Consider the following 20793-nt stretch of genomic DNA (forward strand, 5'->3'; position numbering starts at 1 on the left):
AAATAACCCCTGGGGTAATTTTACATACCGACTTACTGGTTCTGTCGCAGCCATTCGTAGCAGAGCGCCGTCGCGGCCTGCGCCACATTCAGGCTTTCCGTCTGTCCGCGCTGCGGAAGCTTGGTGAGGTCGTCACAGGTTTCGAGCACAAGCCGGCTGATACCGTCGCCCTCGGAACCCATGACGAGCGCGATGCGCCCCGCAAGTGGCGTCTCCCAGCACACGCCCCCGGCATGCTCGGACGCCCCGACCGCCCAGAACCCGGCGGCCTTCAAATCCTCGAGCGCACGCGCGATATTCGGCACGCGCGCGATGGGCAGGTGCATGACGGCGCCGGCGCTCGTCTTGTACGTGGTAACGGTGACCTCGGCCGCGCGCTTGCTCGCGATGACGACGCCGGCGGCGCCCACGACCTCCGCCGAACGGACGATAGCCCCGAAGTTGCCCGCGTCGGTCACGTGGTCGAGCACCACCACAAGGGCCGCGCCGTCGCCTGCGCGGGCGATGACATCCTGGAGACTCGCGTAGGGGAACTCCCCCACCTCGAGCGCGATCCCCTGGTGTGCGCCGTGGGCAGAAAGCGCATCGAGCTCCGCGCGCGACACGCGCCGCACGGGAATGCCCGCAGCCTGCACGTCCGCGACGAGCGCCGTGAAGGAGGCGTCGCGGTCCGCCCCTTCCGCCACGAGCGCGCGCTTCACCGGGAACCCTGTGCGTAGCGCCTCCGCTGCGGCGCGGCGACCCTCGATGTAGGCGCCTGTGGGACGGATCGCCGGCTGCTGCGCCGACGAGCGATTTGACGCATGGCGAGCAGGAGCGACCGCTTTACGCTGGGCGCTTCCCTCGCGCTTACCATAGGCCTCGCCGGAACGCTTGCCCGCCTGGCGCGAGCCCGACCCCGTTGCGCGCGACATGTCGCCATTCGCCCGACGCCCGCTACCTTGCTGTTGACGTGCCATCTGCCACCTCTCGTGTTTGCGTTCGTCTGAAAGTATACGGAACCACACGGCGGCGCCATAGCGTATCATGCAAAAAGCGATAGAAGACACGATAAGGAAGCTCGCAAGCCGTCTTGCTGTGTATTTTTCGACGATATACACAGTAAGGTGACGGCCAAACAAACGAACGCCGGAGGCGAAGCATGTATTTCGAATACGGGGAAACCGAGCTCGCGTACCTGCGCAGCAAAGACCAACGCCTGGCCGAGGTCATCGACCGCGTGGGGCACGTCGAGCGCGAAGTCGATCCGGACCTCTTCGCTGCCGTCGTACACCACATCGTGGGGCAGCAGATCTCAACGAGGGCGCAGGCGACCATCTGGCAGCGCATGCGCGACGGACTTGGTGCGGTAAACGCGGAAACCGTGCTCGCCGCCGGCGTGCCCGCGCTGCAGGCGTTCGGCATGACGTTTCGCAAGGCGGAATACATCACGGACTTCGCCGAACGGGTGCAGAGCGGCGCCTTCGACCTCGACGCCGTGTGGCGCATGTCCGACGAAGACGCCATTCGCGCGCTGAGCGGCCTCAAGGGCGTGGGCGTGTGGACGGCCGAGATGATCCTCCTCTTCTGCATGCAGCGGCCGAATATCTTGAGCTTCGACGACCTCGCCATCCAGCGGGGGCTGCGCATGGTCTACCACCACCGCAAGATCACGCGCCAGCTGTTCGAGAAGTATCGACGGCGGTTTTCGCCCTATTGCAGCGTGGCGAGCCTGTACCTATGGGCGGTCGCCGGCGGCGCGATCCCCGAGATGCGGGATTGGCGACCGAAGGGGACGAGTAAGCCGAAAGCGATAACGCACGCGAAAGCTCGAACCGCAGATTGCCAGCCGAAGGCGAAAGGTGGGAAGCGATGACGTTCGTCCAACGCTACGATTCCCCGCTGGGCGCCATGCTGCTCGCCGCCGATGAGGTCGGGCTTGTAGGCGCATGGTTCGAGGGGCAGAAGTACTTTGCTGCCGGGCTGCCCGAAGAGCGCCTCGAGCGGGAGACGCCTGCACTTGCAGAGGCAGTGCGCTGGCTCGATGCGTACTTCGCGGGCGGCGTACCGGATTTCTTGCCTCCTCTGCACCCCGCGGGCTCGACATTTCGGCAGGCGGCGTGGACGGCGCTGCTCCAGATTCCCTACGGCGAGACGACCACGTACGGCGCAATCGCCCAGCAGCTGGCCGAGCAACGCGGCGGGGCACGCGTCTCTGCCCGAGCAGTTGGTGGCGCCGTGGGGCACAACCCCATCTCGGTCATCGTCCCCTGCCACCGCGTCGTGGGCGCAAACGGTAGCCTCACCGGCTACGCCGGCGGCATCGAGCGAAAGGTTCGGCTGCTCGAGCTTGAGGGCACGAACACGTGTGGGCTCTTCGTACCCACACGCGGTTGACGCTATAGAGACAGCACGCCCACCCCTGACATGGCGAAACAAGGGCCACCAGCCAATAACCCCCGTCCCCAATGGCTGGTTTGTCATCTCTCGGTAAGGCTTTCTGCATAACTGCTGCGCATACGCGTGCGCGGGGAATACTCGTCAAAATACCCGCAACTGTGGCGCTTGGGAGGTCGCATGGACGCCGCCGTCGTGTATTGCTCGCAAACCGGTTCGGCCAAAACGTACGCCAGCTGGATGGCGGAAGAGCTGGGTTGCACGCCCGAGCCGCTAGACAACATCGAGACTGTGGCGGCGAACGCTGAACTTGTCGTATTCGTAAGCTGGTTCCACGCGGCGAGCTTGAAGGGCGCCAAGCGGTTCCAAGCGTATATGGCGGAGCATCCCGAGAAACGCTATGCCGTAGTCGCTGTGGGTGCCACGCCCATGCCGTGCGATCTGTGGCCTGCCTCCGAGCACGAAGAGGCGTTCCGCCGCTCCTTCCCCGCCGACCAGTACGCCGATCTGCCCTGGGTCTATTGCCGCGGCGGCTTTCACTTTGAGCGGCTGGGCACCATGGACAAAATGGCCATGCGCATCTACTTCAAGATGCTCGAAGGCGAAATCAAGCGCGGCAACAAACGTGAGCAAATCTCTCTCGATGGCATGCGCAAAGGCTTCGACGGCTGCAACCGCGCGTACTTGGAGCCACTGCTTGAGCAGCTGGGGGTGCGGAGGTAGCGGGCGGCGGCCACAACATCCCAATATCGCGCTTCAATCGCCCTCCAGACACGCTTTACGCCAATCGACGATACTTCGTCCCCCTCGCTACACCACTTGTTTCAACCACGCCAAGGGAAACGAGGTGCTGAAGAATTTTCGTGAGCTTTGACCTGCTGAAGTCGACGCCTTCCAGCAACTCCCCCACCGCCATGGGTCGCACCGCGCTCAGCAAGTCGTACACGCGCCGCTGGTCATCGGTAAGCCCAATATCGCTTTTCACGAGGGGCAGCGCCACCGATATGGCATGTTCCGTTATGGTAAACATGGGCTTTGTCAGGCTCTGTTCGTACGCCTCTTTTATTCGCCGAACGCCCGTGCCAAACGCCTCAATGATGTCGAGTCGATAAAAGACGTTGGCCAAGATGGGATTTCGCATAACGGATACCATACCCGATAGGTATGTTTCTTCAAACATCCCAGCGGGCAAGCCGCCGGGAGACGAGATTTCTACCCGATCTGGATACATCGACACGCGCACCCGAGCGGCGATGTCCCATGTTCTGTGAACTACAGCATTGGCAAGCGCCTCGCGAAACGCACGCATCGGAATCGTCTCAATCAGCTCGCGCTGAACGTCCCTTACCACCTCGTAGCAGTAGGCATCTTTGAACAGCTCAATGGTTTTATCGAACTCGTCAAGTAGGCATGCCCCCTCGTATGTCGCACGTTTTAATATCACGCTGACACTCTCGCCGAAACGCGCAACGTCTATCCCGGGGAAATCGCTTTCATCTGCAAGAATCGCGGCTGCGTTGTTGTACGCCCCGTCAGCCGAAAGCAAGTTGAGCGTCTTGAGTGTGTCCTCGTTGAAATATTCGAGTCCGAGCGCTTTTTGGACCACACTACCGAGGTAAGAAAACTTGAGGTTTTGCTTCGCTGCGGGAAGCTGCTCGAAATTCAGATTGTTCCCGGCAAGCACGAGCCGCGTAAAGTCGGTGCGATCGACTTCGACCGTTGCGCTATCCGCACGCTTATAGGCTTTTGCACGATACAGGTACGGGGTAGCCAAACCGGACTTGACCGAAAGCTCAACCGTTTTTGAAGCCTCATGCACTACAAGTGAGTAGTCCGGGATAGGTGAGATGGAGTCATTAATACGATTCTCAATATCTAGACATGTTCGAACGGGATCCTCTAGTCCAATCGGCTCGCCCGCATCGTTAACGCCAAAGACAATCGACCCGCCATCATAGTTAGCAAATGCAGATACCGTTTTTAGAAACGACGCCGTCACCGCCGACTTGAACTCTAGGGTCTTACCTTCACGCATGATTATTCCCTCCCGCATTTCTACTTTTGCGTACATTATACGCATAAAAGTACGCAAGAAATTTCTTGCGTACTTTTATGCGTCATTTTGACGCGATAATTCTCTAATTGAGTAAGCGATTGGCAAAAAGTGGCATTTTCAGTACAGATAGCTTTCGAAAAGTGGCAGGCATCGCCTCCCCTTTGTTTCGGCGGCTATCTTCCCGCGCGAAAGACAGGAGCGCGTTCCTTGGCGATGGATACAAAATACCGCCGTTTTGGATGGCGTTGTTTTTGTTTGAGAGATACGCCTGCTTGCTAGCAGATATAAATTTAACCTAAACTTCAACTCGATGACGAAAAATCCCATAGAAGCAGATACCTTATTGCAGCCCATCGCCACAGGTATGCACACACGACATCTCATGGCTTGAGCAGATTTTCCGGGTGATACCGGACTGAGTTACAAAAATAATTGAACCCAATCCGGGGTGTTAACCCTCCCCATACCAAGGGGTCGTGAAAGTTCTCCAAAGCGGTCGGATATGAATATCGCGCCTCCCATACGGTCACGCCCTCCGGTGTCGTGCATGCATGGTTTATCAGTTGGATTGGCGTGCCATCCTCGTTAGGTAACACAAAGATATGGTAGTAACGGTAAGAGCCATCGACTTCAGCGAGGTATTCTGTCCGAAGGCTCTTCGCGATGTACTCATCAAACTCTTCGTCTGGAATAACTGTGCTTATAAATCGCGCGATGTGCTGCTCGGTTTCTGTAAACCATTCCCTTCGCTGCCTGATATAGAGAACTCTGCTATGCCTGAAATCGTACGTATGCGAAGCCATTGGCTTGCCCCCAGGAAGGAAACCAAAAGCCTCCCAGTTCATATCATCAAGCCGATAGTCGCCCCATTCAGGCCGGATGGAATACGTAACCGAACCAAATAAATCCAAATTTATTTCCTGCCATCCAGGCGTCGTTACGTAGTCATATCTTCCCATCTCTGCTCCTCCTGTTTATCGTGCGTACCGCAGCAGACAATCTGCAACTTTGTCATGACGGAGCGCCATCGCTACTTCGATTGCGGTTGGTACTCCCGGTTCAGGAGATCTATTTGGATCAATGCCAAGATCGAGCAGTCGATTAACAATGTTTACATATCCAGGGTTATCCTCGTACTGCTGCCTACGTCTCTCTATGAATGCTGGGTCGCTTGACTGAACGTAAACTCCTCGAACTGCAGCCAGAAGAAGAAAGACCCCGCTGGGATCATCGCTTGATTCAATTACCTGCCTTATGTCATTGTCGCTGATTGTCGAGAAAACGTTGTCCAAGCCGCTTTCCATAATCGTTCGGTAAAGCTGCAGGTTGGACAAATCGCATGAGTTCAGCTTCGCTCCATGGGAAAGGTAGGACTCGAAACGATAACCGTCGGAAACACACCCGCGGACAAGATGAGCCCCGAGTGCCGACAGCCCTTCATCGTTGGTGCTGTTCACATCAGCACCCTTGTTAAGGAGCAGCTCGACAGCATCTTCAACATCGCTACCATTTGATGCTTGAATTGCACAGTGAATAAGTGGCACGCCGTCAATTTTAGCGTTCGGATTCAAGCCAGAATCTACCAGAAATGGCAAAATCAATCGAATGACATCTTCTTGCTCTTTGGTGTAATCAGGCGTTCCTCCAAACGCGGTGTGCATTATTCTGCTAACTCCAAACAGGCCAATCTTCTCGACCGCTTTTACATACAGCTCCGCCGCCTGCTGTTGCTGTCCAGACAAAATAATCACTGGTTTCGATATTAATTGATGAACGGTGTCTGCATCTTTGTCATCCAAACAAACCGAGATTCGTTTGAGTATATCCTGGCAATGAGCGCTATGAGCGACAGTTTTACGCTGGTTCTTCCCTGAAGCCTTTGACGGAGACGATTGCTTCGTAGTGGCCGCCTTCTTTGTAGTAACAGCTTTACTTGTTTGACTTACCGCAGCAACCTTACCAGAAGCGTTCGCAGCACCTTGCTTTGCTTCTTTTGCCGTAAGAGATTGATTGTCCGACTCTTTAAATACAAAGACTAAATAGGCAGCGAGGCCGGCAATAAACCCAGGACATAGAGTCCACGTCAAATCGCCGATATAGCCGTCGGGGTCAACCATGGCGCCTATAAAAAGGATTGCCATGGGAAGGGCGAATGCCCCTCCTAAACCCCAGATGAGAAAAGAACTGCATCTAAAATCGTTTTTCCCTGCCACCTCACGCCTCGCTCTCCATCTATATTTCCAAGCCAAATCGCTAAAATCTCCGCGCTTGCTCACCCACGCAGCAAAACGTCGGACATTTCAACCGACACGTCCTTGAGCCCAGAGCCTTTAACCAGCCGAGCTATACCCTCTTTTACAAAAGGCGCGTTGTGAAACGAATTGCCCCTGATTGCCCGCAGCACATCTGCAAACGCATCGCCAAGCCCAACTTCGAAGTAAGGCGTTATCGCACCCGCAAACCCTTCGCGAAAGTGTGGGCTTATTGGCGATGCGGTGGGAACAGGGCAATCCGAGCACCCGCACGGCCCGGTCTGTTCGCTAACTGTGTTTTTATTTGGAGCAACTATTGCCTTTTGCTCAGACTCGAGCTGTGTGACCTTTAGCACAAACCTATATTCCTGCTCATACGCGAATTCCGGACGCTTGATGAATGGGGCAACGTCACCGAACCAACCCCAATGGTCGGTCCGAGCAATTTCGGAACACAAAAAGCGGTCGAGTTCGTCGGAACTATCTGACGCCTCAGCCAATCGTTCTAGATGAACTTTGATGGCTGACTTGATATTCTCGAGCTGTTTCCCCTCGATATATTGAACCTGACCGTATATAACTTCGACATAGAAACCGAACCCAGGCGCTTCGGAAGCGAGCTGTTCAAGAGCTTGCGTAAGACTTTCTCCGTCAAGTGCAAGCGCGTACCCCGCCCTGCCGCCTTTAATGGCATAGTTTGCCCACATGGCAGCATCGTCACCATTCGAGCACGTACTCAAAGCATAATACCGTGCAGGAATATCAATGCCGAGCGCATCGCTTATCTCAGCCCTGCACTCATACGGATTCGCGAACCTCGTTATCTCGCGCTCAATCTGGGTCTCGGGCACCCCGAACTCACGGCAAACCTCAACCCATGCACGATCATATAGCTCATAGCTATACGCCAGCTCCGCCGGGTCGTTCATGAACTCGCAGTCGGTGAACCAAAACGACTTGTTCTGCAAAATGCCCAGCGCGCCCTGGGGAGAGCTGTAGTGGTAAACGAGTCCCATGCGCGCTCCTTTTTGCATTTGGAGATAGCAATAAGCCTCACTGTAAAGGGAGGCTTATCCCCACTATAGTGGGGATCGCGCGGACTGCTTTTGCCTGTTAGGCTCCGTAATCCTCTTACGCCCCCAGTTCGGTAATGGGGTCACGTACACCTCACTCGGCATCCGCCATGCATAGAACGCCTTTCCTACAAGCACCGCCAGAAACGCTGGCTCCGGATTCCTCGCCGCCGGGTTTCTCGCAGCCTTATCCTTAAGCCGCAGCAGGTTTTTCCGCAGTGGCAACCTTCTCCTCGCTCAGCTTGACCTCGAACGCACCCCATCTGCCATCAGACAGCTCTACCACGATATCCACCTCAAGCCCGTCTGCGTCACCGTAGTAGCAAACAGCTGGATTAGGTATCGCTCCCATCGCGGTGCAGTAAACACGCACGTCGCGCAGACAAAGCTCTTCAAACAACGTCCCGAAGATCTGCATTTCTCGCGGCAGGCGCTCCGGCGTCATTCCCATCAATGAGGCGGGCAGAGACGGGTTGGCAAAGGTGCGCTTGGGTTTGGAGCGCACACGAGACTTTGAGTTGACCGGAGCACCCCAACCGCTCTGATCTTCGATGAAGTACTGTTTGAGGAAAAAAGAGATGTAGGGGCCCTAGGGCATTGCGATAGATCGCCGGATCCGTATTTGCAGGCAGCTGCTCTTCGGACACGTCGGCATACATCGTCCGATACGTCATCGACGTTCCGACGTTTCTTGCCAGCGAGACAGCAAGACGTCTAGCAGTTTACGAATCAAGACCCCTTTCAGCGCGCTCACAGAAAACAAGGCATCGAGGTATTGCGGGGGCGCATCCCCTACAAGTTCGTCTTCGGTAGTAATAGCTGCAGGCCAAGCTCCCCGACAAATCTTTTTCGCCAGTGCGCGGACATCGATTGCTCACCTCGCTGAACAGCATGTTCTTTTTTCGAGGACTCACCCGCGCGCAAAGCAACGCCGCCCCTCCCTGGGCAGAGAAGGACGGCGTAATCAACAATGCAATAAACCCACTGGGACAGCGCAATAGGCCAAGGCGGCAGGTACCTAAGCGCACTTGATACGGCTCCCCGCGGCGGTGTCCTCGATCATGAGGCCCATGTCGCGCAGCTGGTCACGGATGGCGTCGGCCGTTGCCCAGTCCTTGGCGGCACGTGCTTCGGCACGCGCGGCGAGGATGCGCTCGGCGGCCTCGTTCACGTCGTCGCCCGTGTAGGCGCAGAGTCCCGCCGCCACGCCGAGCAACCCCACGGGCAGCGGCTCCTCCATCACGGGAAGCTCGACACCCAGTTGCACGAGCGCGCCGGCGATCACGGCACCGCACACGCGCGCCACCTCGGGGTCGACCGCGCCCGCAGCCTGGTCGAGATACGTGTTCGCCTCGGTCACGAGCTGGAAGTAGGCGGCGATGGCGCCGGCGGTATTGAAGTCGTCATTCATGCAGGCCTCGTACTCTGCAGCGGCGCGCTCCATGGCAGACGTGAGGCCGGCCGCAAGCTCGGCATCCGGCTTGCCTTCCGCATGGTCTGCCGCCCACTTGAGGTTCTGCACCGTACCGGCGATGCGCGTAAGCGAATTCTCCGCACCCTCGAGACGCTCCCACGAGAAATCAAGCGGCGAGCGGTAATGCGTCTGCAGCATGAGCAGGCGCAGCGCCGCCGCGGAGTGCTTCTCGAGCACTTCTTCGAGCGTGAAGAAGTTGCCCAGGCTCTTCGACATCTTCTCGCCGTCGACGAGCAGCATGCCCGTGTGCATCCACGTGTTCGCGAATCCCTCGTGCCAGGCGCACGTGGCCTGAGCGCACTCGTTCTCATGATGCGGGAACGCGAGATCGGAACCGCCGCCATGGATGTCGATCGGAACACCCAGGTAACGGTGCACCATAGCCGCGCACTCGGTATGCCAACCAGGACGACCCTCACCCCACGGACTCGGCCAACTCGGCTCACCGGGTTTCGCGGCCTTCCACAGCGCGAAGTCGAGCGGGTCGCGCTTGTCCTCGTTCTCCTCGATGCGCGCGCCCACCATGAGGTCGTCGATCTTGCGGCCAGACACCTCGCCATAGCTCGGGTCGCTGCGTACCGCGAAGTACACGTCGCCGTTCTCCGCAGCGTAGGCGTGTCCCTGCTCGATAAGGCTCTTGATCATGCCGATCATAGGGCCGATCTCTTTCGTGGCGCGCGGGCGCACGTCAGGGTCGAGCACGTTCGCCTTGTGCATGACGTCGATGAACTTCTTGGAGAACTCTTCCGCCACGTCCTTGGGGGCACGCCCCTGCTCGTTCGCGCGGTTGATGATCTTGTCGTCTACATCGGTGAGATTCTGTGCAAACGTGACCTCGTAGCCGCTCGCGATGAGCCAGCGGCGGATCACGTCGAACGAGATGAACGTGCGCGCGTTGCCGATGTGAATGTTGTCGTACACCGTGGGGCCGCATACGTACATGCGCACTTTGCCCTCGTCAATGGGCTGAAATTCCTCTTTCGTGCGCGTCGCGCTGTTGTAGATGAGCATGCGGACTCCTTTGATTCACACCGGCGAACGCGGCGCCGGGCACTTGTCACGTGTGTTCATTGTAACGGTATACCCGAAACTCTGGAGCATCCCGCGCAAGGTGGACAAACTTGTCATGTGCGGCCGCGCGCCGAGCGTTACGCAGTGCGCCTTACGCCCGACGCGCTGCCACCAACCATCTGATTATCGTCCGCGTCATCGCGCCTACGCGTTCGCGCGCCACAAATCGACGAGCTCCTTCGCTGCCGCATGCGGATCCTCGGCGCCCGCAACAGCGGACACCACGAAGAAGCCGTCGACGCCGGTCTTCGCAAGCGCGGGAATATCGGCCGCCTTAACGCCGCCACCTACCACGATGGGCTTCGGGCTCACGCGACGAAGCTCTGCGAGCTCCTCAAGGCTGCGCGTGATGATGCGCCCGTCGTCATCGAGGCCACAATCCGGTTTGGTAGCCGTCTCGTGGAGCGGCCCCACGCCCAGGTAGTCGACCTGCGAGGTGTCGGCCGTCTCAATATAGCGGCGCATCTCGTGAGCAGCCGCCGAAAGACCCACGATCGAATCTTCTCCCAGGTACTTGCGGCACACCTCGACCGGGATGTCGCTCTGCCCCACGTGCACGCCGTCGACCTTGATGCCCGCCTCGCGGCACGCAAGCGCAACGTCGAGGCGGTCGTCGATCAAGAGCGGCACGGTGTCCGACTTGCCGGCAGCGGCGATAACATCTGCCACGGAGCGTGCGCACTCCATGAGCTCACGCGCACCTGCCACCTTCGAGCGCACCTGCACGATGGTGAACCCCGCATCGAGCGCATCGCGAACCACATCGGCCACGGGACGTCCCAGCGTGTTTTCGGGGCCAAGTACCAGGTAAGCGGAAATATCCAGGTTGTCACGAATACTCATATGCATTCCTTTCTGCGGTGGCTCATTTGGTGCTCATTTGGGACAGGTTTCAATGAGTCACATGACGCGACGGAACCTGTCCCAAATTGGTCACATGACTTAGGCAAGAAGTTCGTCGACGACGCGCACCTTGCGCTCCATCATGTTCTCGAAGCCGGGACGGATATCCGCCTTGAGCACGACTTCGGTGCGAATGCCACGCTCCGCGAGCACGAAGGTCGCGTCTTTCACCACGCGCATGACGTCGTCCCACTCGCCCTCAATCTCGGTGAACATGGAGTTCGTGCGACACGAGAGGCCGCTTTCGCGAATCACGCGAACCACGTCGGCGACGTACTCCTTGAGCTCGTCGCCCACACCAACCGGTGCGATTGCCACGGCTACCAGCGTGTTCATTTACGCCTCCTCGAGATCGAAGGGGTTGGCGGCAATATCTTCGGGCGTGGCCAGGTAGAGTTCGTCGAGGAACGCCGCCTGGAAGCTGCCCGGTGCCTTGACCTTGGCTTCGGCGCGAGCGCCCGCGAGGTTGTAAACGTTCACGGCAGCGAGCGCGGCAGCAAGCGGCGTCTTCGCGCAAGCGGCGTACACAGCGCACACCCCGCCCAAGCTGCAGCCCGAGCCGGTGATCTGCGTCATGAACTGCGAGCCGCCATGTGAGAGCGCCACGACCTCGCCGTCTGTCACCAGGTCGACCTCACCAGAGACGGCAACAGCGCCGCCCGTGTAGCGCGCGATCGCCACAGCAGCGGCACGCGCCTCGTCGACACCCTGCGTGGAGTCGACGCCGCGCACGGTGCTCTCGCCGCCGGCGCCCTCGAGCCCCCACAGGTCGGCAAGCGCGATGACCTCGGACGCGTTGCCGCGAATGATCGTGGGCTTCTGCTCCTTAAATCCGGCGAGCAGCTTCGTGCGCATCTCGCCAATTCCCACGGCCACCGGGTCAAGTACCCACGGCTTGCCGAGCTCCGCCAGTCGCGCGGCCGTGCGGGGCAGCGTCTCCTCATAGATGGGCAGCAGCGTTCCCACGTTGATGTACATGGCGGGGCCGGCGGCGGCCATGGCCTCGCCCTCGTCCGGCAGGTAGACCATCGCGGCAGACCCGCCAACGGCGATCTGCGCGTTCGCGACGAAGTTGATGGTCACGGTGTTCGTGATGGACGGCGCCATGGGGTTCGTTGCGCGCACGCACGCAGCGGCGTCGCGCACAAGGTCCTGAAGCTCGGCTTTCTCGATCATGGCTAGTTCCTTTCTGGAGCGCGAACAAAAAAAGGCGCTGCTTTGATGCCGCGCGTTCGCCAAGCCGACCCGTGCCCGCCCGCCGAAACATCGCGCCCGTCAGCAGCGCCCTCGTTCGCAGATATGCTCCCTACGACAGTGTTAACTGACAGGTTCGAAGGGTTGGGCTCGCGCCCTCTCAACTCACGCACAAAGCGACAGCGTGCCGCAACGGCGTAGGTACCCCTGCATCGCACATCATGATAGCGCGTTCGGCATCGCCCGGCCGAGCAAAAGTGGTTTAGTCACAAAGCGGTTGCAAACGCAGCCGCAACGCAGTTGCAGACGTCGCTATTCGTTCATCTTGCGGACCATCGAGCTATAGACCCGCTCTTGGACGGGAACGACGTCGGCCTTGTATTTAGCGACGTATCCGCTCGTAATCAAGTCGAGCAGGAACAGCTGAGAGACAACCATCGAGAAGGTCCCGCGGTTCGTGTACACCGTCTTGCCGTAGCTGATGAGCACATGGTCGGACATCTGGGCGAGCGTTGACTGCGCGTAGCCCGTGATCGAGACGACTTGCGCACCGTTCTGCTTCGCAAGGTGCACCGATTCGATAAGATCTCGCGTCTCGCCCGAAACCGAAACGGCGATGACGAGCGTCGCAGCGTCGCAACGACTCGACCGCATCATCTGCATATGGGAATCGGTGATGGCGCGCGTGCGTTTTCCCGAGCGGAACAGTTGAATCTCACCCATCGAGGCCGCAAGGGCGCTCGTACCGACGCCGTACAGCAAGATGTCGTCGGCGTAGTAAATCGAATCGATGATCGCGCCGATCACCGCCTGAGAGGCCATGTCATCGGTGGTTTCGATATTCCCGATGATGCTCTGCTTCACCTCGTCGCGGTCTCCCCTGCCCTCCTCGTCTTCTCGTTCCTCATCCTCAAGCGAGAGGTGAAACTTGAGCTCCTGGTATCCCCTGAGGTTGAGCTTCTGACAAAAGCGGACGATCGTCGCCTCGCCCACGTTGAGGTGCTTCGCCAGCGCCGAAAGCTTCATCTTCGCGAGCTCGTCACCATGTTCCAGCGCAAAGTCAGCCACCATGCGCTCCGACTTGGTGAACGACGGATACAACGATTTGATTTGGGGAACGACCTGCATCTCTTATCCTGACCGCTTCGTATAACAGTAGGGAGATTATACTGCACCGCTCCTACGCCGCTACAACGGCATGCATGGTGTACCCCTCATCGAGCCGCACCACTTCTACGCCCGCGCCGCGGCATCTTTGCCCCAGCCACGTTACCATCGCGTCGATGCCGGGCTTTTCGCAGCACGCATGGTTGACGATGATCAGCGGCACGCTCACATCGAGTGCGAACTGAACATCGTGGAAATTCGTGATGCCGTCGTCCGCAACGATGCACACATCACAGGGCTCCGCGAGCATGCGGAAGATGTCGGTCGCGGCGCCCGTGCCCAACCCGATGGTGCGCACCCTTGCATCGAGGTCTCCGATGACCCAGACCGCGTCCTCTCCATAGGGAGCGAGTGCGGCGGCGCAGCGGCGCGCGAGGTCGTGAACCGTCGTATCCTCCACCGTCGCGTGCTGGATATACGAGGAGACCTCTCGTGTGCATGACAGCCCGAGCACCCGGGCCCATTGATCCGCAACCCCGACAGCGGGGATCTTATCCCACACATCATGGCACCGATACACCACGAGACCGGCATCTTGTATCAGCCGCAGCTTACGCTGCCGCGCGGTATAGGCGATCCGGTACGGCTGCGTCGTCGGAGCATACAAGGGGTTCTCATGGCTGATGAGCAAGTCCACGTTCCGCTCACGAGCCTCCCGCAGGCACGCCATGGTGGCAACCCATGTGACGCCGACACGCTGCACCTCGCGCTCCGGATCGCCTGCGAGCACCATATCGCGCGTGTGGCTCCAATCGACCCACGAACTCTGGGCTTCGAGCATGTCGATGACGTCCCGCGCCTTCATGGACGCATCTCCCCTTCTTGGAGCATCGCAACGCCCTTGCAATACGTCTGAACAACTTCGAATGCGTGGTCGGTGACGACGATATCGGCATCCTTGCCCGCGTCGATCGTGCCCTTCCGGTCATCGCAGCGCAAGAGCCTCGCCGGATTGATCGTTGCCGCCTGAATGGCCTGGCGCAGCGGCAGGCCCGCACGCTCCACGAGGTTTCGAACGCCGTCGCACATGCGCATCGATGAGCTCGCGAGCGCTCCCGACTCGGTTCGGAACTGACCCTCCTCATCGATATGGATGCCGCCGGTCAACGGACCGCGATACCCCTTCAACGGGCTCGCATCGCTCACGAGCACCAGATGGTCGTCGTCCTTCAGCCGTCCCAGCGTCCGGACGGCGGGCCAGCTCACATGGTGCCCGTCGGCGATGATCTCGGTATAGAGCATCGCCAGGTCGAATGCCGCGCCCACGATGCCCGGGTACCGATGATGCAGGGAGGCCATGCCGTTATAGGTATGCGTCACGCCATCGAGGCCGTAGGAGCACGCCTCGACGACCTGCTCATAGCTTGCGCCGCTATGCCCGACGCTCACGCCGATGCCCTTGGACACCGCGTGCTTGAGCACCTTGAAATCGGCATCGTGCTCAACCGCTAGAATCATGCGGATGATCGTGCCCCGCGAAGCCTCTCGGTATGCATCCAAGACGTCAACGGACGGTTCGACGATCGACGCGACATCCTGTGCGCCCCGATGCCCCGCATCGATGAAATTGCCCTCGACGTAGATGCCGAGCACCTCCGCTCCCACCGACCCGTCCGCGTCGCGCGAAACACAGCCGGACAACCGATCAAGCGCCGCCAGGTTCTCCTCGAAGGGGGCCGTGGCGGTCGTCGCCGCGAACGACGTCACCCCTTCGGCAACGATCTCGCGTTGCCAGCGAGCAATCTCCTCGGGGGAAGCGGTCAGCGTTCCCACGCCGTTGTTCCCGTGCGTATGCGCATCGATGAAGCCCGGCAGGATGAGCATGTCGCCGTAATCGCGGTCCGCATCGTTTGCTTTACCTTCCGCGACGCTCAGGATCCTGCCGTTATCGATGTCGAGATGCGCGGGCTGCAGGCAGCCCCGCCACCATACGTTTTCGCTCTGGATACGCAACATGATGCGCCACCTTCCGCCGCAATCGATTGCGCGGGATGCCGATGGGGCCTCCGTCGGCATCCCGCGCACAACAGTTCCGCTAGCTCGACCGAAGCCGCTTGTTTTCGCGAGCGAAGCGCTCGGTGATGAGGTTGGGCCTTGTTACCGCAGATCCTATCGTCACCATGTCGGCGCCCGCTTGGATGACCGCGTCGAGATCGGCAAGTTCCCAGATACGCCCCTCGCCGTTCACCGGCAGATCGACCGCCGCCTTAATCTCGCGCAGCGTTCGCACATCCGGACCAGCGCAGGCACGATCTTGCGACTGACGCGTATATCCGGCCAGCGTCGTTGAGATGATATCCACGCATCCGGTCTCCGCCACGGTCACGGCTTCATCAACCGTGGCGAGGTCCGCCATGATCGCGACGTGCGGGTAGCGCTCGTTCACCGCGCGCAGCAACGCGACGAGCTCGTCGACCTGCCGCGACGGGCGGATCGTGCAATCGATGCCCACGATGTCACACCCGGCTTCTATCACCTCCGCCGCCGCATCGAACGTCGGCGTGATGAAGATGTCATCGAGCGGGTCGCCGTCGCCGAACCGCTTATTGATGCCAACGATGGGAAGGCTCGTGGCGGCACGGACCGCCCGAATATCCTGCGGCCAGCACGCTCGAACGCCGCACGCGCCTCCCACCTCGGCGCATCGAGCCATACGCGCCATGTTTTCCGCACCGTACAGCGGGGAATCCTCGTAGGCCTGGCACGAGACGATGAGACCTCCCCGTAAGCGTTCAACTACTTCCTTCATACGGCAGTCTCCTACACCGTCAAGATGTGCGTCGCGTAGCCAACGATCGCGACGATCAGGAAGAAGAGGATCATGCGGTTGCTCGACCACTTCTTGTGCACCATGAGGTAGTACGCCAGGAACGCCATGAGCAGAACGGGCAGGCTGGGCATGAGCGACGAGAAGATCGAGGCGATATCGATGGTGAGGTCACCGCTCGTGAACACGAGACCGATGTTCACCTTCGTATACGAGGCCGTCACGGCGCCGACGACGATCAGGCCGACCGTCTGAGCGACGGCGACGACCTTGTCCTTCACGCCGCTTTCAAGCAGCGATGCCGCCGCGTTGGCACCGGCGCGGGCGCCATAGGTGAACAGGAACCGCGTCAGCGGGAGCATGATGGCCAGGAACGCCACGACGTAGAAGATCGGCCCCAAAAGCTCGCCGTTGGGGCTCAAGCCGAGTGCGATGCTCAGCAGGATGGGGATGATCGTGCCGGGAAGCAGGGAGTCGCCGATTCCGGCAAAGGGTCCCATGAGCGCGGTCTTGATGGAATCGATGAGCTCCGGCGGCACATCGTTTCCCTCGGCCTTGCTGGCCTCCATGCCCAGGATGACGCCGGGAACGAGGCAGCCCAGATACGGTTCCGTGTTGAAGAAGTTCGCATGGCGGGCGAGCAGCTCCTTCTGTGCCTCCTTGTCGCCGGGATAGAGGTCGTCGGCGACCTTTCCCAGCATGCGAACGATCATCGGGCCCTGCATGCGTTCGAAGTTCTGCAGTGAGAGGTTGAAGAACATCCAGTCCCAGTACGCCTTGTTGATGGTCTTCTTGCTCAGCTTGGTTTCCGTAGCCTCAGCCATGGTTACTCAGCCTCCTTCTTCACCGAAGCGCCGCCCTTGTACTCGAGATATGCGACTGCCAGCGCGACGATGACCACGGGGATCATCGGCAGGTTCGCGAGCGAGACCAGCACGAACCCAACGCAGAAATAGATGAGGTCGAAGTCGGATTTGCAAAGCACGCGCATCAGGAGCATGAAGCCCACGAGCGGCAGCATGTTGGCGAAGACCTGCAAGACATCTGTCACCTGGACCGGCATCGCGTTCACGATCTGGGTGATGATGTCCGCACCGAAGTAGTTGATGACGAAGATGGGGATGAAGCGCAGGACGAAGTTCGTGATCTGGCCGATGGCGGGAACGGCGACGGCGAGCTTAAGGTCGCCCTTCTCGATCGCGTTGTCCTGCATGTGGACAAAGAACAGGTTGATGGCGCACAGGCCGTACACCGCCATAACGCCCAGCGTGCTGAGCGGCACGGCGAGGGCGAGGGCGTATTCCTGACCGGCCCCGGCGGCCATGGCCAGGGGGATACCGATCCAAGAAGCATAGTTCACGTCCGCCGGCATGGAGCCGCCCGGCGTCACGAGGCCGATATAGAGCATCTGAATCGCAGCGCCCATGATGATGCCCGTCGTGACATCGCCCATGATGACACCGATGATGGCGCCGGAAACGAGCGGGCGGCCGATGGTATACCACCCGCCGAGACCGCCGATCAGCACCGGCGAGTAAATCGAACCCATCCATCCGAATAATGCGAGCAAAAATGCCTGCAATAACGTCATGGTTTCCTCCTTTATTCGGAACTACGAACGTTCAACGAGCGGGGACGAGCGAGCGCGTCCGTCCACCCCGGTGAACTGAGCGGGATTTGAGCACCTAGAACCTGTCCTTCACGGAATCCCATTCGATGATCGGCTGTCCGGGAACCTGACGGAACCACACGTGAACGCCTTGGTCCGCGGCTTCGGCACATGCCGCGCTCTCATTCGGCATAAGATGGATAGACGGGTTCACCTCGGTCGATCCCTTACGGTTCGACATAGGGCCGACGTTCAGGTCCTTCGGCAGATCGGGAATTCGCTCGAGCAGCTTGCAATAGACTTCCGGCGATTTCATGAGCACGAGCGTGCGCTCCTCATTGCCCATTGCCGCGGTGATCTTTGGCACGGCCTCGTCAACCGTGAGGGCACGCGCCTTCATATTGCTGGGCACGGCAGCCGCGAACACCGATTTCAGGATCGGGTTGCTTGCCGTCATATCATCGACGACCAAAATCGTTTTGATGTCATATTCCTTGACGATTACCGTCATGCACTGACCATGAATTAGGCGATCGTCGCAACGTATCAACGCAATCATGTGGCCCCCATTCCGAACTTTCGCATCAATGAACATAAGCAGCTCGGTCATGTGCCGGAGATCTCGGCGCGACCGCGCGAGCGGGCATACCCCCGGACTGCTGCATGGCGCACGGAGGGGCTCTCACTCCCGGTCTATCCCGAATTACGCGCGAAACGCTCTGCCGTACGCGCGATATGCTCTTCGCTGTCATGATGGGCTTCGTCTCGCCCGCCTAGTACAAGCGGGTGTAGCGCCTGAACAAGTCATCGTTGACATGCTCGGTGCCCTCGCTGTTCAGGCTTATGAACACCGGGGGTTCAACGCCGGCGCTCGCGATGCATGCCGCCGCCTGAACGGTTATCGCCTGGGCGATGAACGCGTTGGCGATAGACGACGTGGGGCACATCGCCGCGGGCACCCCGGGCACGCTGAGCGCGCTGTCTCCCGTGACCCCGCAGTTGTCTATAACGATGTCGGCCACTTCCATGAGGCGCTTGCCGGCCTTATTCCGCGGCGTCGTCGCCAGGGAGTGCGTCGTGCACGTGATGGCGATCACCGTCGCTCCCCGCTTCTTTGACTCCAGGGCGAGCTCCACCGGATACGCATTGCGGCCGGAGTTGCTCGCGATAAGCACGACGTCTTCCGCCTCGATCCGGTACAGATCCGCCAAAATCGCCGCATATCCATCGAGACGCTCGATATACGAGCTTTTCGTGGGGTGCTCGGTCAGCGTCAGCTCGGTCGTAAGGATGGGCTTCACGAATGCAAGTCCGCCTGCCCGCGCGTAGAATTCCTCGGTCAAGGTATGCGAATGCCCGCTGCCGCTTACAAAGAAGGAATGCCCATGCAGGTAGCAGCTCGCGACGGCTTTCGCAGCATCCACGATGTGCTGGCTTTGCGTCTCCTGGATACGTTGTACGACGGAGCAACCAAGCTCGAATACCTGTGCAACCATTGAATCCGACATCCTGTACCCTCCCGAACTCTCGGATAGAACGTGGCAACGCAACGCGACGCGAATTGATAATGGTGTTTACTCCAGAATTTCTTTATAAATTGGAGTTTACTTCAGTTTGGTATATGAGTATACGCCGTCCGCTCCAACCCGGCGAACGGTTTAACGTATCGGTAAACGGCTCTTAACACGCATACCACTGACAGCGTGCCAGCGAACGCGCTGCTGGTTCACGCGCAAGCGTGCGCTGAGGCACATCCCCCGGGGGGGGTTCGCACGCGGGCACCTGTTGCATATCCGCCCGGAAGGCCCCGCGGGCGGATATGCAACAGGCGCCCGCAGGTGAAAAGGCCCTCCGGGGGGATGTGCCTCAGCGCTCTTCGAGCAAGCAGACGGACCAGGCGCCAATGCCCTTGCCCTCGCCTTCCCAGCCCAGGCGCTCGGTCGTCGTGGCCTTCACGCCCACGTTCTCCACCGGCACGCCGAGCGCGGTGGCCAGATTCTCGCGCATGGCATCGCGATACGGGCTGATCTTCGGCTCCTGGCAGGCGATGGTGCAATCTGCGTCCACAAACTCGTACCCCTGCTCGCGCGCATACGCCATGACCGCTGCAAGCAGTTTGAGCGAATCCGCACCCTTGTAGGCAGGGTCGGTATCGGGAAAGAGCTTGCCGATGTCTCCACCGCGGCAGGCACCCAAGATCGCGTCGGCAAGCGCGTGCGCCAGCACGTCGGCGTCGGAGTGCCCCAGCAGCCCGCGGTCGTGCGGGATGTCCACGCCGCCGATGATGCAGCGCCGACCCTCAACAAGTTGGTGAACGTCGTACCCGTGTCCGATGCGCAGCATAAGGTCGCTCCCCTCTCGCCGCAGCGTCATTCTCAACCGGGTATCAGGGTACCACGCACACTACTAATTTGGGGACGGGTTCGTTTGTGTCGAATTTGACGCTTTTGAACCTGTCCCCAAAGTGACGCGTTATTTCACGGCGAAGGCGCGAGCGATGAGCGCGTCGGCGTGCGCCATCCCTTCCTTGGTGGCACGATACTCGTTGCCTACCTGCGCACCGGTCGCAGTGTGACACGGCGCAGACTCGATCTCGCCCGAAGCACGCAGGCGCATCACGGCGCGGTCTACGGTACGCAGATTCACCCCGAGCATCTCGGAGACCTCGCGCTTGCTGCAGCGCACCGCGCCCTTAAGCCGCGTCTCGAGCGCGATGAACACGAGCACGCGCTCATGGGCGAAGGCATGGCGCCCGTCAATGCGGGCGGGGATGTCCATCGCCTTGCGGGCATGAGTCGCGCCATCGCGCTTTGCGGCGCGCGTCCCCCTTGCAGCCTCTCCAGCGGCCATC

At 59.7% G+C, this 20793-nt stretch carries 23 protein-coding genes; 3 read left to right on the forward strand and 20 right to left on the reverse strand.

The features are described 5' to 3' along the window. Nucleotides 1–32 precede the first annotated feature (32 nt). Nucleotides 33–959, reverse strand: a complete 927-nt coding sequence (gene rlmB / locus B5G02_RS01810; RefSeq protein WP_241146126.1) for a 23S rRNA (guanosine(2251)-2'-O)-methyltransferase RlmB — start codon at nucleotides 957–959, stop codon at nucleotides 33–35. Nucleotides 960–1141: 182 nt separating this feature from the next. On the opposite strand from rlmB, the gene B5G02_RS01815 reads away from it, so the two are divergent. The 3 genes from B5G02_RS01815 (at nucleotide 1142) to B5G02_RS01825 (ending at nucleotide 3099) form a co-directional block, all read left to right on the forward strand. Then, nucleotides 1142–1855, forward strand: coding sequence for a DNA-3-methyladenine glycosylase family protein (locus B5G02_RS01815; protein ID WP_094334953.1), 714 nt, complete (start codon nucleotides 1142–1144; stop codon nucleotides 1853–1855). After that, on the forward strand, nucleotides 1852–2376 hold the full coding sequence (locus tag B5G02_RS01820) for a methylated-DNA--[protein]-cysteine S-methyltransferase (protein ID WP_094334954.1): 525 nt from the start codon (nucleotides 1852–1854) through the stop codon (nucleotides 2374–2376). Before B5G02_RS01815 ends, B5G02_RS01820 begins: the two co-directional genes overlap by 4 nt. Nucleotides 2377–2556: 180 nt before the next feature. Next, a complete protein-coding gene (locus B5G02_RS01825) occupies nucleotides 2557–3099 on the forward strand; it encodes a flavodoxin domain-containing protein (protein WP_094334955.1) in 543 nt (180 codons plus the stop codon). Between the two features lie 55 nt (nucleotides 3100–3154). Here B5G02_RS01825 and B5G02_RS01830 read toward each other — a convergent pair whose 3' ends face one another. The 19 genes from B5G02_RS01830 to B5G02_RS01910 all read right to left on the reverse strand — a co-directional run bounded on the left by B5G02_RS01830 (nucleotide 3155) and on the right by B5G02_RS01910 (nucleotide 20792). After that, a complete protein-coding gene (locus tag B5G02_RS01830; protein WP_094334983.1) occupies nucleotides 3155–4411 on the reverse strand; it encodes an ATP-binding protein in 1257 nt (418 codons plus the stop codon). Nucleotides 4412–4812: 401 nt separating this feature from the next. Then, entirely contained in the window at nucleotides 4813–5391 is a 579-nt protein-coding gene (locus B5G02_RS10015) for a hypothetical protein (RefSeq protein ID WP_143758269.1), read from the reverse strand. A 15-nt stretch (nucleotides 5392–5406) separates the two neighbouring features. Then, complete coding sequence (locus B5G02_RS10020; protein WP_143758270.1) at nucleotides 5407–6573, reverse strand: hypothetical protein; 1167 nt, start codon at nucleotides 6571–6573, stop codon at nucleotides 5407–5409. 131 nt (nucleotides 6574–6704) lie between these two features. Beyond that, nucleotides 6705–7700 carry a DUF2971 domain-containing protein gene (locus B5G02_RS01835; protein ID WP_162609742.1) on the reverse strand — a complete coding sequence of 332 codons (996 nt, stop codon included), beginning with the start codon at nucleotides 7698–7700 and terminating at the stop codon, nucleotides 6705–6707. Nucleotides 7701–7950: 250 nt separating this feature from the next. Further along, the gene (locus B5G02_RS01840; RefSeq protein ID WP_206383726.1) at nucleotides 7951–8337 is read right to left on the reverse strand and encodes a DUF4143 domain-containing protein; all 387 of its coding nucleotides are present in this window, start codon (nucleotides 8335–8337) and stop codon (nucleotides 7951–7953) included. Nucleotides 8338–8775: 438 nt separating this feature from the next. Then, nucleotides 8776–10242 carry a cysteine--tRNA ligase gene (gene cysS, locus B5G02_RS01845; protein WP_094334957.1) on the reverse strand — a complete coding sequence of 489 codons (1467 nt, stop codon included), beginning with the start codon at nucleotides 10240–10242 and terminating at the stop codon, nucleotides 8776–8778. A 204-nt stretch (nucleotides 10243–10446) separates the two neighbouring features. Continuing rightward, a complete protein-coding gene (locus B5G02_RS01850) occupies nucleotides 10447–11145 on the reverse strand; it encodes a thiamine phosphate synthase (RefSeq protein WP_094334958.1) in 699 nt (232 codons plus the stop codon). A 99-nt stretch (nucleotides 11146–11244) separates the two neighbouring features. Then, nucleotides 11245–11541, reverse strand: coding sequence for an MTH1187 family thiamine-binding protein (locus B5G02_RS01855; RefSeq protein WP_094334959.1), 297 nt, complete (start codon nucleotides 11539–11541; stop codon nucleotides 11245–11247). Next, nucleotides 11542–12381: a hydroxyethylthiazole kinase gene (gene thiM / locus B5G02_RS01860; protein WP_094334960.1), complete on the reverse strand. Its 840-nt coding sequence runs from the start codon at nucleotides 12379–12381 to the stop codon at nucleotides 11542–11544. A 330-nt stretch (nucleotides 12382–12711) separates the two neighbouring features. Continuing rightward, nucleotides 12712–13527 carry a MurR/RpiR family transcriptional regulator gene (locus B5G02_RS01865; RefSeq protein WP_094334961.1) on the reverse strand — a complete coding sequence of 272 codons (816 nt, stop codon included), beginning with the start codon at nucleotides 13525–13527 and terminating at the stop codon, nucleotides 12712–12714. A 52-nt stretch (nucleotides 13528–13579) separates the two neighbouring features. Next, complete coding sequence (locus B5G02_RS01870; RefSeq protein WP_094334962.1) at nucleotides 13580–14371, reverse strand: Nif3-like dinuclear metal center hexameric protein; 792 nt, start codon at nucleotides 14369–14371, stop codon at nucleotides 13580–13582. After that, complete coding sequence (gene nagA, locus B5G02_RS01875; RefSeq protein ID WP_094334963.1) at nucleotides 14368–15522, reverse strand: N-acetylglucosamine-6-phosphate deacetylase; 1155 nt, start codon at nucleotides 15520–15522, stop codon at nucleotides 14368–14370. Before nagA ends, B5G02_RS01870 begins: the two co-directional genes overlap by 4 nt. Before the next feature lie 79 nt (nucleotides 15523–15601). Further along, nucleotides 15602–16315, reverse strand: coding sequence for an N-acetylmannosamine-6-phosphate 2-epimerase (locus tag B5G02_RS01880; protein WP_094334964.1), 714 nt, complete (start codon nucleotides 16313–16315; stop codon nucleotides 15602–15604). Between the two features lie 11 nt (nucleotides 16316–16326). Further along, nucleotides 16327–17157 carry a PTS system mannose/fructose/sorbose family transporter subunit IID gene (locus tag B5G02_RS01885; RefSeq protein WP_094334965.1) on the reverse strand — a complete coding sequence of 277 codons (831 nt, stop codon included), beginning with the start codon at nucleotides 17155–17157 and terminating at the stop codon, nucleotides 16327–16329. Between the two features lie 2 nt (nucleotides 17158–17159). Beyond that, complete coding sequence (locus B5G02_RS01890) at nucleotides 17160–17924, reverse strand: PTS mannose/fructose/sorbose/N-acetylgalactosamine transporter subunit IIC (protein WP_094334966.1); 765 nt, start codon at nucleotides 17922–17924, stop codon at nucleotides 17160–17162. A gap of 94 nt (nucleotides 17925–18018) precedes the next feature. After that, the gene (locus tag B5G02_RS01895; protein ID WP_342631244.1) at nucleotides 18019–18552 is read right to left on the reverse strand and encodes a PTS sugar transporter subunit IIB; all 534 of its coding nucleotides are present in this window, start codon (nucleotides 18550–18552) and stop codon (nucleotides 18019–18021) included. A 163-nt stretch (nucleotides 18553–18715) separates the two neighbouring features. Further along, nucleotides 18716–19450 carry a sugar isomerase domain-containing protein gene (locus B5G02_RS01900; RefSeq protein ID WP_206383725.1) on the reverse strand — a complete coding sequence of 245 codons (735 nt, stop codon included), beginning with the start codon at nucleotides 19448–19450 and terminating at the stop codon, nucleotides 18716–18718. Nucleotides 19451–19808: 358 nt separating this feature from the next. Next, nucleotides 19809–20285, reverse strand: coding sequence for a 2-C-methyl-D-erythritol 2,4-cyclodiphosphate synthase (gene ispF, locus B5G02_RS01905; RefSeq protein WP_094334967.1), 477 nt, complete (start codon nucleotides 20283–20285; stop codon nucleotides 19809–19811). 129 nt (nucleotides 20286–20414) lie between these two features. Beyond that, nucleotides 20415–20792, reverse strand: coding sequence for a hypothetical protein (locus B5G02_RS01910; protein ID WP_241146129.1), 378 nt, complete (start codon nucleotides 20790–20792; stop codon nucleotides 20415–20417). Between the last annotated feature and the right edge of the window lies 1 nt (nucleotide 20793).

The sequence above is a fragment of the [Collinsella] massiliensis genome (assembly GCF_002161605.1).
Classification (GTDB): Bacteria; Actinomycetota; Coriobacteriia; order Coriobacteriales; family Coriobacteriaceae; genus Enorma.

What these genes read in the sequence shown, in the direction of transcription:
- B5G02_RS01815 (WP_094334953.1), top strand. Translation starts at nt 1,142, where the DNA reads ATGTATTTCGAATACGGGGAAACCGAGCTCGCGTACCTGCGCAGCAAA.
- B5G02_RS01825 (WP_094334955.1), top strand. Translation starts at nt 2,557, where the DNA reads ATGGACGCCGCCGTCGTGTATTGCTCGCAAACCGGTTCGGCCAAAACG.
- rlmB (WP_241146126.1), bottom strand. Translation starts at nt 959, where the DNA reads ATGGCACGTCAACAGCAAGGTAGCGGGCGTCGGGCGAATGGCGACATG.
- thiM (WP_094334960.1), bottom strand. Translation starts at nt 12,381, where the DNA reads ATGATCGAGAAAGCCGAGCTTCAGGACCTTGTGCGCGACGCCGCTGCG.
- B5G02_RS01890 (WP_094334966.1), bottom strand. Translation starts at nt 17,924, where the DNA reads ATGACGTTATTGCAGGCATTTTTGCTCGCATTATTCGGATGGATGGGT.
- B5G02_RS01870 (WP_094334962.1), bottom strand. Translation starts at nt 14,371, where the DNA reads ATGAAGGCGCGGGACGTCATCGACATGCTCGAAGCCCAGAGTTCGTGG.
- B5G02_RS01865 (WP_094334961.1), bottom strand. Translation starts at nt 13,527, where the DNA reads ATGCAGGTCGTTCCCCAAATCAAATCGTTGTATCCGTCGTTCACCAAG.
- B5G02_RS01850 (WP_094334958.1), bottom strand. Translation starts at nt 11,145, where the DNA reads ATGAGTATTCGTGACAACCTGGATATTTCCGCTTACCTGGTACTTGGC.
- B5G02_RS01830 (WP_094334983.1), bottom strand. Translation starts at nt 4,411, where the DNA reads ATGCGTGAAGGTAAGACCCTAGAGTTCAAGTCGGCGGTGACGGCGTCG.
- B5G02_RS01885 (WP_094334965.1), bottom strand. Translation starts at nt 17,157, where the DNA reads ATGGCTGAGGCTACGGAAACCAAGCTGAGCAAGAAGACCATCAACAAG.
- B5G02_RS01835 (WP_162609742.1), bottom strand. Translation starts at nt 7,700, where the DNA reads ATGGGACTCGTTTACCACTACAGCTCTCCCCAGGGCGCGCTGGGCATT.
- nagA (WP_094334963.1), bottom strand. Translation starts at nt 15,522, where the DNA reads ATGTTGCGTATCCAGAGCGAAAACGTATGGTGGCGGGGCTGCCTGCAG.
- B5G02_RS01910 (WP_241146129.1), bottom strand. Translation starts at nt 20,792, where the DNA reads ATGGCCGCTGGAGAGGCTGCAAGGGGGACGCGCGCCGCAAAGCGCGAT.
- B5G02_RS10015 (WP_143758269.1), bottom strand. Translation starts at nt 5,391, where the DNA reads ATGGGAAGATATGACTACGTAACGACGCCTGGATGGCAGGAAATAAAT.
- B5G02_RS01900 (WP_206383725.1), bottom strand. Translation starts at nt 19,450, where the DNA reads ATGTCGGATTCAATGGTTGCACAGGTATTCGAGCTTGGTTGCTCCGTC.
- cysS (WP_094334957.1), bottom strand. Translation starts at nt 10,242, where the DNA reads ATGCTCATCTACAACAGCGCGACGCGCACGAAAGAGGAATTTCAGCCC.
- B5G02_RS01880 (WP_094334964.1), bottom strand. Translation starts at nt 16,315, where the DNA reads ATGAAGGAAGTAGTTGAACGCTTACGGGGAGGTCTCATCGTCTCGTGC.
- B5G02_RS01820 (WP_094334954.1), top strand. Translation starts at nt 1,852, where the DNA reads ATGACGTTCGTCCAACGCTACGATTCCCCGCTGGGCGCCATGCTGCTC.
- B5G02_RS10020 (WP_143758270.1), bottom strand. Translation starts at nt 6,573, where the DNA reads ATGGCAATCCTTTTTATAGGCGCCATGGTTGACCCCGACGGCTATATC.
- ispF (WP_094334967.1), bottom strand. Translation starts at nt 20,285, where the DNA reads ATGCTGCGCATCGGACACGGGTACGACGTTCACCAACTTGTTGAGGGT.
- B5G02_RS01855 (WP_094334959.1), bottom strand. Translation starts at nt 11,541, where the DNA reads ATGAACACGCTGGTAGCCGTGGCAATCGCACCGGTTGGTGTGGGCGAC.
- B5G02_RS01895 (WP_342631244.1), bottom strand. Translation starts at nt 18,552, where the DNA reads ATGACCGAGCTGCTTATGTTCATTGATGCGAAAGTTCGGAATGGGGGC.